The sequence below is a fragment of the Corallococcus sp. AB038B genome, from assembly GCF_003668955.1.
In the GTDB taxonomy this organism is placed as follows: domain Bacteria; phylum Myxococcota; class Myxococcia; order Myxococcales; family Myxococcaceae; genus Corallococcus; species Corallococcus exiguus.
The window spans coordinates 98,594-111,364 of sequence record NZ_RAWO01000012.1; the positions used below are offsets into that span (position 1 = coordinate 98,594).

11 protein-coding genes are annotated in these 12,771 nt (G+C 70.4%); 8 read left to right on the forward strand and 3 right to left on the reverse strand.

The genetic code is table 11. The annotated features are described in order from the left end of the window. Positions 1–149 precede the first annotated feature (149 nt). Positions 150–464 (forward strand): hypothetical protein, encoded by a 315-nt coding sequence (locus D7Y04_RS33645; protein WP_120593633.1) that lies wholly within the window; start codon positions 150–152, stop codon positions 462–464. Between the two features lie 55 nt (positions 465–519). Here the strand turns inward: D7Y04_RS33645 and D7Y04_RS33650 are convergent, their stop codons facing one another. Further along, positions 520–2,073 carry a 4-alpha-glucanotransferase gene (locus D7Y04_RS33650; RefSeq protein ID WP_121762057.1) on the reverse strand — a complete coding sequence of 518 codons (1,554 nt, stop codon included), beginning with the start codon at positions 2,071–2,073 and terminating at the stop codon, positions 520–522. Between the two features lie 173 nt (positions 2,074–2,246). Continuing rightward, positions 2,247–2,765, reverse strand: coding sequence for a hypothetical protein (locus D7Y04_RS33655; protein WP_121761952.1), 519 nt, complete (start codon positions 2,763–2,765; stop codon positions 2,247–2,249). A 163-nt stretch (positions 2,766–2,928) separates the two neighbouring features. Between D7Y04_RS33655 and D7Y04_RS33660 the strand changes: the two genes are divergently transcribed. The 7 genes from D7Y04_RS33660 to D7Y04_RS33690 all read left to right on the forward strand — a co-directional run bounded on the left by D7Y04_RS33660 (position 2,929) and on the right by D7Y04_RS33690 (position 9,596). Continuing rightward, positions 2,929–3,513 carry a DNA-3-methyladenine glycosylase gene (locus D7Y04_RS33660; protein WP_121761953.1) on the forward strand — a complete coding sequence of 195 codons (585 nt, stop codon included), beginning with the start codon at positions 2,929–2,931 and terminating at the stop codon, positions 3,511–3,513. Positions 3,514–3,548: 35 nt separating this feature from the next. Then, positions 3,549–4,178 (forward strand): RNA polymerase sigma factor, encoded by a 630-nt coding sequence (locus D7Y04_RS33665; RefSeq protein ID WP_120593630.1) that lies wholly within the window; start codon positions 3,549–3,551, stop codon positions 4,176–4,178. Positions 4,179–4,243: 65 nt separating this feature from the next. Then, on the forward strand, positions 4,244–4,483 hold the full coding sequence (locus tag D7Y04_RS33670) for an anti-sigma factor (protein ID WP_014399836.1): 240 nt from the start codon (positions 4,244–4,246) through the stop codon (positions 4,481–4,483). Then, a complete protein-coding gene (locus tag D7Y04_RS33675; RefSeq protein ID WP_121761954.1) occupies positions 4,480–5,550 on the forward strand; it encodes a radical SAM protein in 1,071 nt (356 codons plus the stop codon). The genes D7Y04_RS33670 and D7Y04_RS33675 overlap by 4 nt, the downstream gene beginning before the upstream one ends. A 198-nt stretch (positions 5,551–5,748) precedes the next feature. After that, positions 5,749–6,510 carry an SDR family oxidoreductase gene (locus D7Y04_RS33680; protein WP_121761955.1) on the forward strand — a complete coding sequence of 254 codons (762 nt, stop codon included), beginning with the start codon at positions 5,749–5,751 and terminating at the stop codon, positions 6,508–6,510. Between the two features lie 182 nt (positions 6,511–6,692). Then, entirely contained in the window at positions 6,693–7,316 is a 624-nt protein-coding gene (locus D7Y04_RS33685; protein WP_121761956.1) for a DedA family protein, read from the forward strand. Between the two features lie 93 nt (positions 7,317–7,409). Next, positions 7,410–9,596 (forward strand): hypothetical protein, encoded by a 2,187-nt coding sequence (locus D7Y04_RS33690; RefSeq protein WP_121761957.1) that lies wholly within the window; start codon positions 7,410–7,412, stop codon positions 9,594–9,596. Here D7Y04_RS33690 and D7Y04_RS33695 read toward each other — a convergent pair. Then, positions 9,593–12,742, reverse strand: coding sequence for an ABC transporter substrate-binding protein (locus tag D7Y04_RS33695; protein ID WP_121761958.1), 3,150 nt, complete (start codon positions 12,740–12,742; stop codon positions 9,593–9,595). The genes D7Y04_RS33690 and D7Y04_RS33695 overlap by 4 nt on opposite strands. Between the last annotated feature and the right edge of the window lie 29 nt (positions 12,743–12,771).

Sequence of the window (12,771 nt, forward strand, 5' to 3'; positions counted from 1 at the left end):
ATGGCCAGCCCCTGACGCGTTTCGCAATGTTTCTTTGTGCGGCGAGTGTCGCATTCCACGACCTCGGGGACGGGGTCAGTGTCCGCCAAACCCCGGGCACCGCCGTGGCGCGTGCAACCGGGCCCGGGGTGCGTCAGATTCGGGTCCCTATGGTCCGGCGAATCGCACTCTTGCTGTCGGCCACGCTGGTGCTGGCCACCGGCTGCGGCGTGAGCGAAGACGAAGTGGTCCAACTCAAGGAGGGAGAGAACCTCGCCGACACGCCCTACTGTGGCTCGGTCGGATGCGCGGATCCGCTCCGCTTCTGCGCGGAGCTGTTCCTGGAGTTCGGCCGCTCGCCGCCCCTGTGCGTCGTGGACAACATCTGCGACCGGTTGGAGTGCGCGAAGGCGGGCCGCCGCTGCGCCGTGTTCGACGGCTTCCCCGGCCAGGTGAAGTGCATCGAGGAAAACGGCCAGCAGTAGGCGGCCGTCGTCCTCGAACCCCGGGGCAGCGGTCCCCGGGGGCGGATGCTTCAGGCTACCGGCGCGACGAGGCGGTGAGCCACGCCAGGCGCTCCGCGGCGTCCTTCGTCTGGGCTTCCGTGAGCAGCGCGTCCGTGTTCTGCGCGATGCGGTAGGCCCAGTTGGCGTCGCCCATGGTGCCGGGCAGGTTGATGCGGTCGCGCGTGCCCAGCACGTCCTGCCACGGCAGCACGCACAGGTCCGAGCCCGCGTTGAGCGCGGCGGCCAGCGTGGCGCGGTGGATGTCCGGGGTGAACTCGCGCGTCAGCGCCACGCCCTGGAACTCCGGCCACGCGCGCGCGGCGTTCTGGCGCTCGTGCTCCTGCGCCTGCTCCCACCACTCCGCCTGCGGCTCCGTGTCGTGCGTGCCGGTGGTGACCAGCGACACGGCGGGGAACTGGTGCGGGTCGCGGTAGGTGTTGTCGTCGCGCTCCCAGCGAAGCACCCGGTAGCCGGGCAGCTTCAGGTCCGCGAGGATTTGACGCACGAACGGGGGAATCACGCCCAGGTCCTCGGCGACGATGCCCGCGCCCTCCGACAGCAGCCGGAAGTGCTTCTCACCCTGGCGGCGCCAGGTGGGCTCATCCCCGGGGACGAAGTAGCCGGTGGGGTTCTTCTCGTCGCGGATCCACTGCCGGAAGTAGCCCACCGCGTGGTCCACGCGGCGCAGGTCGTAGTAGCTGGCAGCCTTGGCCGCGCGCTTCTTCAGCCACGCGTAGTCGTCCTTCTCCATCGCGGCGAAGTCGAAGTAGGGCAGGCCCCAGTCCTGGCCCGTGGCGGAGAAGTCGTCCGGAGGCACGCCCAGGCGCGCGTCGCGGCGCAGGATGTCCGGGTGGGCCCAGCAGTCGGAGCTGTCCTGCCCGATGATGAAGGGCTCATCCCCGCACAGCAGCACGTCCTTCGCCTTGGCCTGCGCGCGGACCTGGTTCCACTGCGCCTCCGCCAGCCACTGGAGCCACGCGTGGTAGCGCACGCGGCGCTCCATGCCTTCCTTCTGGATGGCGAGCAGCGCGTCCGGCTGGCGCGTGCGCAGCCCTTCGGGCCACTGCCACCAGGGACGGCGGTCTTCCTTCTCGCTGATGGCGGTGAAGAGGGCGTAGCTCTCCAGCCACTCGCCCTGCGCCTCGCGCCACTTCTGGAACTCCTGGGCGCGCGGCGTGCGCGGGGCCCACTCGTGCTTCTCGAAGTGGTCGAAGGCGCGCGCGAACGCGGCGTCCTTCAGCGGGAACACCAGGTCGTAGCGCACGCGCGCCGCGGTGCGGGCCTCCGCCAGCTGCTGCTTCTGCGCGTCGCTGAGCGCGCCCTCTCCGCCGGTGGCCTGGAACTCCGGCACCTGGTTCAGGTCGATGAACAGCGGGTTCAGACCGAACGCGGACCGCGTGGCGTACGGGCTGGGGTCGCCGGGCGCGGTGGGGAGCAGCGGCAGCACCATCAGCATGCGCTGACGCGCGGCCTTCATCCAGGAGAAGAGCCCGTCCATGGCACCGAAGTCACCGATGCCGAAGTCCGTTCGCGAGCGCAGGGAGAAAAGAGGCAGCAGGAGACCGGAGAGCCGGCCAGGAGTGGACATGATGCGGCGCAATCTGCCCCAGCCCGGGGCTGGTGTGAACTGCCGTCACCCGGGTGTTCACCCGTGCCTGCTTGTCCGGCGCGCGGAGGTTGGCTGGTGAAAGTTGGAGGGGGCTGCCCCCCGGCTGCGCGCAGGTCCGCCCGGCCCCCGGCGGCTTCAGGGGGCGGGCGTCTTCAGTTCTCGAAGTCGAAGTCCAGGTCGACCTCGGCGGCGTCTCCCGGGCAGGTGCCACCCGTCTGCCCCTCGACCGTCAGCTCCAGGTGGCCCCGGAGCCGGTCCTCCGAGTTCTCCTCCAGCACGAACCGGCCGGACACCCGCTGGGTCGCGTCCTCCTCACCCTCCGCCTCCGGGCAGAACGACCGGGTCCAGGCCTCCTTCAACCCGGGCGAATGTCCGGGACCGGCCTGGAAGTCGACGTTGTTGTTGATCGTCATCCAGCCCTCGGCCGGAACCTGGACCGTTCCGTCGATGGCGTAGTCCGCGGGCCCGCTCCCCTTCGCGAAGGATTCGAAGTCCACGTTGACGCAGAGTCCCCTGGCGCCTTCCCGGAGCTCCCCTGGAGGGCTGTCGGAATTGCAGAAGGTGAAGACCGGCTCGATGTCGAAATCCTTGGGCCAGTTCTCATTGGGGCGGATCCAGGTGTAGGCATGCGTGGGGTAGTCCTCCCAGACGTCGCCATGCCGCACCCGCATGAGGCCAGTGATACTGGCCTCCCGCCCGCATCCGGTTCCTCCCAGGACCGCGAGCGACAGCACCAGGGCAAACGGGACACGGCGGAAAGGAGAACGCTCCTTCGGAGGGTTGTGCATGAGGCCGTCTGCCATCATCCTCCGCGCCCGGACAAGCCCCCCACCCATGACGCCCCTTCCCCTGTCCTTCTACGCCCGGCCCACCCTGGAAGTAGCGCGCGACCTGCTGGGCACCCTGCTGGTGGTGGACGGCGTCCGGGGCCGGCGCGTGGGCCGCATCGTGGAGGTGGAGGCCTACCTGGGCGAGCATGACCTGGCGTGTCACTCGTCCAAGGGCCGCACGCCGCGCACGGAGGTGATGTTCGGGCCGGCGGGGCGCTCGTACGTCTACCTCATCTATGGAATGCACCACTGCTTCAACGTGGTGACGGACGCGCCCGGGGTGGCGGCGGCGGTGCTGGTGCGGGGCGTGGAGCCGGTGGAGGGCATCTCGCCCGGCGAGCGGACGGACGGGCCAGGAAAGCTGTGCCGGGTGATGGGGCTGAACCTGAACCATAACGGCCTGAAGCTGGACTCAGAGGGGCTGTACCTGTCGCTGGGGACTCCGGTTCCGGACGCGCGGGTGGAGCGGGGGCCTCGCATTGGCGTGGAGTACGCCGGGGCGTGGGCCGCTGAACCCTTCCGGCTGTGGGACCGGGACAGTGGACACGTGAGCCGCTTCGTCTCCCGGAGGCCTCGCCGTCGGCCTTGACGCGGAACCTTTCGACTGGTTGGGTGGGAAACGTCATGTCCCACGAGGCTCCCCAGGAAGAAGACCGGCAGGAAGAAGACCGGCGGCTCCTGACGCGAGCCCAGGACGGTGACGTGTCCGCCTTCGAGGCCCTCGTGGGCCTGCACCAGGACCGGGTGTACGGCCTGGCGCTGCGGATGACGCGCTCGGAAGCGGACGCGGCGGAAATCACCCAGGACACCTTCCTGTCCGCCTACCAACACCTGAAGGACTTCCGGGGCGAGGCGGCCTTCGGGTCCTGGGTGCACCGCATCGCGGCCAACCACGCCCTCATGCGCCTGCGTCACCGCCGGGTGGCCCAGGCGGCCGAGTCCGAGCTCCAGACCCCTGAATTCACGGAGCGGGGCACCCTGGCGGACTACCCCGTCTCGGACTGGAGCCGGGACGCGGAAGAGAAGGCGCTGGACGCGGAGCTGGGGCAAGCCATCCAGCAGGCGGCCGACCGGTTGCCGGAGGGCTACCGGGAAGTCTTCCTCTTGAAAGACGTGGATGGCCTCAGCTACGAACAGATCGCAGAAGTGACGGGGGATTCCATCCCCGCCATCAAGAGCCGCCTGCACCGGGCACGGCTCGCGCTGCGAGAAGCCATCGACCTGTTCTACAACCGGGACAATCGCGGGGTGTGAAACCCCCAGGGCGTCTCGGCATCTTCGAACAGGAACGAGGGGAGCCGCAGTCAGCCGAGGTTCGGATGTATACCTGCAAAGATTCCATCAACCTCCTGCTTGAGTTCCTCGAAGGCGAAATGCCAGAGGAGGAGGCGCGGCACCTGCAGGAGCACCTGTCGGGCTGTAAGCCCTGCGAGGAATTCCTCAGCACCTATCGGGCGACTCCCGGCCTCTGTAAGCGCGCCATGGCGCTGAAGATGCCCCGGGAAGTGTCGGCGAAGCTGACCGAGTTCCTGCGCTCGAAGATCAAGTCCTGCTCGTGAACCTGAAAAGTCTGTCGCTGCCGGAGCTGGAAGCAGCGCTCGCGCCGGCCCAGCCGTCCGCGACCGCGGTGCGCAAGGTGTTCGCGGGTGTCTTCGCCCACGCCCGTCCCACGGTGGATGCCGTCGCGCTGGCGCCCCAGGTGCCGCGCAGGGTCGCGGACCTGCTCCGCGCCCAGGCGGAGATGCCGTCCCTCAAGGTTGTCGAGCGGCGGCAGGCGGAAGACGGCTTCGTGAAGTACCTCTTCGAATCGCCGCTGGGGGGCCGCATCGAGGCGGTGCGCATCCCCATCTTCGAGGAGAAGTACGTCGTCTGTGTGTCCAGCCAGGTGGGTTGTGCGCTGGCGTGCGACTTCTGCATGACGGGCAAGCTGGGCTTCCAGCGGAATCTCCAGACCTGGGAGATCCTGGATCAGGTGATGCAGGTGCGCGCGGAGGCGGACCGGCGCGTGGGCGGCGTGGTGTTCATGGGGATGGGCGAGCCGCTGCTGAACTACAAGGAGACCATCCGCGCGGCGCAGATTCTGTCGCACCCGGCGGGGTTCTCCATCTCCGGCACGTCCATCACGTTCTCCACGGCGGGGCACGTGCCCGCGATTCGCCGCTATACGAAGGAAGGGCACCCGTTCCGCCTGGCGTTCAGTGTGACGAGCGCCATCCCGGAGAAGCGCGCGAAGGTGCTCCCCATCGAGAAGACGCACCCGCTGCCGGAGCTGATCCAGGCCATCCGTGAGTACAGCGAGGCGCGGCGCGAGCGGGCGATGATTGCCTACGTGGCCATCCAGGGCTTCAACCTGGAGCGCGAGGACGCGGAGGCGCTGAAGGCGGCGTTCGAGGGCATCCCCATCAAGGTGGACCTCATCGACGTGACGGATCCGACGGGCAAGTACCTGCCGCCCACGGCGGAGGAGTTGAGCGCGTTCCGGGACCACCTGCAGATTCTGAAGGCGCCCATCGCGCGGCGCTATTCGGGCGGTAAGGAGATTGGAGCAGCGTGCGGCACGCTGGCGGCGAGCCAGTACGGCGGCACGGTGCTACCGACGCCCGCGGCTTCGCCCCGGCAAGCCTGACGTCCGCTTCCGCTGGCCTGGGCTGCGTGCCCGGCGGCGGCATGTGAGGCGCTCGCGGCTTCGCGCGGGGTTCGTGATTCGACAGCAAGAACCGGAGCGCGGGCCCTGGGCTCGCGGCGCTACGAGGACCGTGCGCCGCGGCGAGAGGGCCCCGCGGGCGCGACCTCATGAGCGGGCCCGTGTCCGGAGAACCGTCGGATGACGCATCGATTGGAAGGGAAGGTCGCCCTGGTGACGGGGGCGGGTTCAGGGATTGGCCGTGCGACGGCGCTCGCGTTGGCCCGAGAGGGCGCGCGGGTGGTGGCGGCCGGCAGACGTGTCGAGCCGCTCGATGAAACGGCGCGCATGGCGGCGGAGGCGGGAGGGCAGGTGGTCGCCCGCGCCGCGGACGTGACGAAGGAGGGCGACGTCGAGGCCCTGGTCCGCTTCACGCTGGAGACATTCGGGAGGCTCGACGTGGGCGTCAACGCGGCGGGGGGAACGTTTGGCGGTGGGCTCACGCACACGTTGGACACGGCCTCGTTCCGGGAGTGGATCGACGGGTACCTGGTGAGTGCGTTCCTGTCGACGAAGCACCAGGTGGCCGCGATGTTGAAGTCGGGCGGAGGGAGCGTCATCAACATCGGGACCTTCGTGGGGCACACGAAGGCGATACCCGGGACGTCCGGCTACGCCGCCGCGAAGACGGGCCTCATCGGGCTCACGCGCACCGTCGCGGCGGAGTACGCACCGCAGGGCATCCGCGCGAACGTGCTCATCTCTGGCGGCGCGGACACGCCCATGTTCCGGCTCTGGAACGGCTCCGAGGAGCAGCGCGCGGCCGCCGCCCGGCTGCATGCGCTCCAGCGCGTCGCGAACCCGGAGGAGATCGCCAACGCGGCCGTCTTCCTCGCGAGCGGGGAGGCGTCGTTCGTGACGGGAAGTGTCCTCACGGCCGATGGAGGCGTCTCGCTCGGCTGAGGAGCCCGGCGCGGGCTGCGGCAGGCATCCGGCCCGCGTCTGTTCACCCGTGCGTGGGTGGAGGGAGCCCCGGCCGCCCGTGTTCACCGCCGCGCGTGTGGTGGAGGACACGGGTTCCGCTGGGAGGGGAGACGACTTAAGTCTCGCGCGGAGGGCTTCCGGTTCTGGAGGGCACCGCACGGATGTGGATCGAGCACGTCGACAAGCTGATTGGGGCGCTGGGGCCGTTCGGGTTCCTGGTGCTCGGCGTGGCGGCGATGCTGGAGTACGTGGTGCCGCCGTTCCCTGGGGACACCATCGTGCTCATGGGCGGCGTCTACGCCGTGCGCGGAGAGAAGCCCTGGTGGCTGGTGCTCGCGGTGGTGACGGCGGGCAGCGTGGTGGGCGCGTTCATCAACTACCTGGTGGGCCAGTGGTTGGCGAAGCGCTTCGAGGCGCAGCCTGGGCGCTCCTTCTTCGGGCTCACGCACGCGCGGCTGGAGCAGGTGCAGGCGCGGATGCGGCACGCGGGGCCGTGGCTGCTCCTGGTGAACCGGTTCCTGCCGGGCATCCGGGGCATCATCTTCATCGCGGCGGGGGCGGCGCGAGTGCCGCGCTTCAACGCGCTGGTGCTGGGCTCGGTGTCCGCGCTGGCGCACAGCGGGCTCATCATCGCGCTGGGCATGGCGGTGGGCGGCAACCTGGAGCGGCTGACGGTGCTGGTGTCGCGCTATCAGTACGCGGTCATCGGGTTGCTCGTGGTGGCGGCGCTGGGGTTCGGTGTGCGAGCGCTGACTCGGCGGCGTGAGTCGGCCGTGGAACCGTAGCGAGCCCGGTCGGGCATGAAAATGTGCGGGGACGACCCGCCAGGGTGGGTCGCACGTTGCGCGGGCCCGGGGTGGCGCGGTTGAGTCGGGGGCATGTCCCGCATCCGTGCTCGCTGGTGGCTGCTCCTGTTGCTCGTCCTGGTGGGAGGGTGCCGCTGTGGTGACGACCCCAACGTGGGCGGTGCGAGCGCCAGCTTCCGGCCGCAGGTCGAGGTCGTGGACTTCGGCCGGGTGCTGGAGGGCACGCAGGTGCGCCGTTCACTGACGCTGGTGGCCACCGGCCGCGCGGGCGTCACGGTGGACGCGGTGACGGACGTGCCCTTCTTCGTCGTCGTGTCCCAGATTGTCGTGGCGGGCAGCGGCACGGGCACCGTGGACATCCTGTTCTCCGCGGGCAGCACGCCGGTGGAGGGGGAGCTGGTGCTCACCGCGGGGCGCACCACGGCGAAGGTGAAGCTCACCGGCGTGGGCGTGCGTCCGCTGGCGTGCATCCCGCAGAGCGAGTGCCATGACTCGCGCTTCGACCTGGACTCCGGCCTGTGCATCGAGTCCCCGCAGGCCGACGGAGCGTCATGCATCCCCAGCAGCCGTTGCCAGGAGAACGGCCGCTGCCAGGCGGGCGTCTGCGTGGGGCAGCCGCGCACGTGCAATGACGACAACCCATGCACGGTGGACAGTTGTTCGCCAACCCAGGGCTGCGTGACGGCGAACGTCGCGTGCCCGGTGCCGAGCAACCCCTGCAAGGTGGGCGTATGCGACCGCAACTCGGGCTGCCAGGAGGTGGACGTGGCGGACTTCAGCCCCTGCGGCGCGGTGAGCTGCAAGGCGGCGCGGGTCTGCCTTGGCGGCACATGCCGGTCGGTGACGCCGCCGGACGGCTTCGTCTGCGCGCCGGCCACGCCATGCCAGGATGAAGGCAAATGCAGCGCGGGCGAGTGCATGCGTCCGGACGCGGGAGACCTGGAGTCCGTCTTCAGCGCGGAGCTGGGCGGGATGCCCGTCGCGGAGGATGGCGGGCCGGTGCTGCTGGTGGACGATGGGACGGTCTACGCGTCGGTGTGCGGCGAGGACGCGGGCTGCTGGCTCGCCGCGTACACGGAGAGCGGGCTGCTGCGGTACGAGTCGCCCTACGAGGACGGAGGCGCGAGGACGCTGCTCGCGGCATCGGACGCGGGTGTGGTGGTGTTGGCGCCGGAAGCGCTGGAGGCCTACGCGCCGCGAGGCGTGGGCGAACTGCGCTGGCGCACGTCGCTGGCGTTCGCCGATGCGGCGCTGGATGGAGGAACACCGGAGGTCGTGTCCGGCACAACGGGAGCGGGCAGGGTGGCGCTCACGAAGGAAGGGGACGTGCTGACGTACGTCACGTGGAGCGACGACGCGGGCACGGAGCCGCTGCGCTCCCGGCTGGTGTTGCTGAGCTCGGACGCGGGCGTGCCGCTGGCGATGGGACCGGAGGAGGACGGAGGCGGAGCGGCGAGGCTCGCCGTGGACGACGCGCGTGGCGCGTACCTCTACACGCCGTGGGATGGACGGCTGGCCTTCACGGATTGGGCACCGGCTGATCCGGTCACGGACGGCGGGACACTCATGGCGTTCGGTGATGCGCTCGAGGACGGAGGCATCGCATCACTGAGCCTCGAACCACTCGATGCGGGTGTCCCGGGTGGGGCGTCGTCACTGGCGCTCGCATCGGGACGGTTGCTCGTAGGCACGCAGGCCTTCGTGGACACGGATGGAGGTGTGCTCACCGCGCTGGATTGGGACGCGGGCACACGCACGCTGTCGCCCCTGGCCGAGCCCGTGCTCATGTCTCCCGGAGGCTCGACCGGTCATGCGTTCGCGTTCGCGTGCGACCACACGGACGGAACTCCCTGCGCCGGCGCGGAGCTGCGCACGGTGCTGCGCTCCTTCAGCTCCGACGATGGCCAGCTCCTCTCGGAGGTGGACGTGTTGCCCTCGCCGCTGCTGCCCGGTGCCTTCCACGAAGCCGCGCTGCTGGAGCAGAACACCGTGGGCGTGCTCGCGGACGCGGAGCTGCCGAACGGTCAGCGCCAGGCGTGGCTCGAATGGATCGCCTTTGGCAACAAGCTCAATCAGTGCTCGCTGCCAGGCCGCGTGGAGGTGGCGGGCGCGGTGTTCGCCGGAGACCTGCTGCACGTGGCCCTGCGCCGCGACGGCGTCTGGATGCTGGAGTCCTATCCCCTCGGTGGACGTACCGAATCCCGAGGCTGGCCCCAGCGCAATGGCAGCCCCGCGGGCACACGCCGCGCCGTGCCCTAACCGCCCGCGGCCGGGTCCACCCAGAGGTCCTCGTAGCGCACCTGCGGCGGTGTCTGGTGCAGCCGCAGGTTCTGCACGGAGGCCACCGCCACCGCGTGCGTGCGGTCGTGGTACAGCGGGATGAGCGGGCAGTCCTCGCGCGCCAGCATCTCCGCGCGCTTGTAGAGCTGCGAGCGCAGCTCCGGATCGATGGACACGCGCGCCTCCGCCGTGAGCCGGTCCAGCTCCGGGTTGCGGTAGCCCAGCGGGTACACCGTCTGCGCGCTGGAGTTGAGCAGGAAGTGCAGGAACGCGTCGGGGTCCGGGAAGTCCGCCAGCCACAGCGTGCGGAACGCCGGGACCTTCCCCTCGCGCAGGCGCGCCAGGTACTCCTCCGGGGGCATCTGCTCATGCCGCAGCTCCAGCAGCCCCGCCTGGATCAACGGCCGGAAGAGCACCGCGTCCTCGGCGGACGTGTCGCGGCCCACCGCGTGGTGCAGGGTGAGTTGCAACCGTCGCACGCCCGCTTCGCGCAAGAGGCGCTCCGCCAGCGTCAGGTCCGGCACCGGCGTGGGCCCCAGCTCCTGTGCCCCGTCCAGCAGCTCCGGCGGCGTGAAGGTGCGGGCCGCGCGCGCGCCCGGGTGGAACTGCTCCACCACGCTCGGGATGTCCATGCCCGCGCGCAGCGCCCGCCGCACGCGCACGTCGTTGTACGGCGCCTCGTTCAGGTTGAGGCCCAGGAACGCCGTGGAAGGCGTGGTGCTGGTCACCACCTGATGCGCGTCCAGCCCATGCGCCTCCGTGTGCTCCACGTGCAGGAACGACACGAGGTCCACCTGCCCGTCCAACAACTGCCGCACCGCCTGTGGACGCGTCTCCGTGAGGACGAACTCCAACCGGTCCAGCAGCGGAAGCCCGCCGCGCCAGTAGGTGGCGTTGCGCTCCAGCACCATCCGGTCCGCCTGCATGCCGACAACGCGGAACGGCCCCGTGCCCACCAGCTTCCCCGTCGGGTCCAGCTTCGCCACCGCCGTGGCGGTCAGCGCCATGAGCTGGAGGAAGAACGCCTTGGGCTCGCGCAGGCGAATCTCCAGTGTGCCTTCGTCCAGGACCTCGATGCCCGTCACCTCGCGAGCCATTCCGCTGGCGTACTCGCGCGCGCCCTCCACGTCCTCCAACATGCTGCGGTCCGGCGAGCGCAGCGCCGGGTCCATCAGCCGCTCCAGGTGGCGCTTCACGTCCTGCGCGGTGAGCAGGGCGCCGTCGTGGAAGGTGACGCCCCGGCGCAGGTAGAAGCGGTAGCGGCGCGCGGACGGATCCGCATCCCAGCGCTCGGCCAGGTCGGGCACCAGCATGCCGTCCTCCAGCCGCACCAGGCAGGAGAAGAGGCACGCCGTCAGCTCCGCCATCTGGTTCTCCACGGCGAACAGCGGATCCACCGTCTGCCGCGCGCGCAGCGAGCCCGACTGATGCAGGCCCACCCTCAGCGTGCCGCCCACGCGGGCCCGCGGCAGCTGGAAGCGGAACACCTCCGCTTCCAGGCTCGCCGTCTCGTGGCCCAACTGGTCCACCGTGCGGTCCAACCCGTCGCCAATGCGGATGACCCGGCGTGCGTCCTCGCGCACCTGCGCGACTTCTTCACGAATGGACGCGTCGCCCCGGGTGAGCACCTGGTGCGCGGAGCGGAGTTCCTCGATGGCCGCGCTCAGGCGCATCACCGCTTCGGACAGGTCGCGGCCGGTGCGCGCCTGGGCCTCGGCCTTCTGGCCGGCGCTCTGGCCCACGCGCGACATCTCCTGAATCTGGCGCACCAGGTCCCGCGCGTTGCCGGACTGCTCGATGGCCATGCGCGTGATGTCCTCCACGCGCCGGGCCACGCGCTTGCTGGCCTCCACGACGGTGGCGCCCTGCGCCTCCAGCCGCTGCGTCTCCATCACCGTGGCCTCCACGGCGGCGAAGGTGCGCTGGGTAATGGAGCGGATCTCGCTCAGGGCCTCGGAGGCGCGGTCGCCCAGGGCCACGCCCGCGGTGGCCTGCTCGCGGCCCTCCTGCACCAGCGCCACGGCGGTCTCCACCGCGTCGCGGATGCCGGTGACCATGGTGCCAATCTCGCGCGTGGAGCGCGTGGTGCGCTCGGCGAGGCTGCGGATTTCGTTGGCCACCACGCCGAAGGGACGGCCGTGCTCGCCCGCCTGCGCGGCGATGATGGCGGCGTTGAGGGCCAGGAGGTTCGTCTGGTCTGCAATCTCCTGGATGACGTCCACGATGCGGCCAATCTCCAGCGACCGCGTGCCGAGCATCTCCATCAGCTCGGCCGCCTTGCGCACCGTCTCCTCCACCCGGTACATGCCCTGCACGCTGTCGCCCACCAGCGCCTCGCCGCGCTGGGCGGTGGCGGTGACGGCGATGGCCATGCTGTTGGTCTCCGTGGCGCGGCGGCGCACGGCGTCGATGCCGCCCTCCACCAGCGCGACGAAGTCCTCTGCCTCCGAAGCGAAGCGGCCCAGCTCGTCGCCCGACGCGGCGATGTGGGTCAGCCGCTCCGTCATCGCCTGGGTGAGGCCGCTGGTGCGCTGGCTGAAGTCGTTGACGGTCTCCAGGCCGTCCACCACCTGGTGCAGCCGCTCGGTCATCTCCAGCAGGGCACCCGTCGTCTCGTGCGCGAAGGTCTCGATGTGCTGCACGCGCTTGATGGCCACCTGGAGGCTGGTGCCGTTGCCGCCCACGGCGGTGAGCGTGCGCTCCACGGCGCCGCCCTGACGGCGCGCGGCCTCCAGCAGCATGCGGGCCTGCTCGCTCACGCCAGTGCCGGTGCGGTGCAGGTTGCTCGTCACGCGCTGCACCTGGGACATGGCCCGGCGCAGGGACAGGATGAGGCGGCGCAGGTCCTCCTGGCCCTCGAAGCCGGTGTGGATGGGCGTGGTGAGGTCGCCCTCCGCCAGCCGGGACATCAGGTCGCGCCGCTCGCGCCGCCGCATGGCCGCGAAGCGGAACCACGACAGGTAGCTGCCGATGAGCCAGAGGAACGGCACGCCGAGCAGCAGCACCGCCCACCCAGCCGTGTCATCTGGCTTGCCCGTCACCCAGAACAACACGAAGCCAAGGATGAGTGCGGAGACCAGGGCTGCCACCAGCCCGAACGAGAAGAGGTACCGTTTGGCGCCCATGGACGGGGTGGACGCTAACCCGCCTTCTC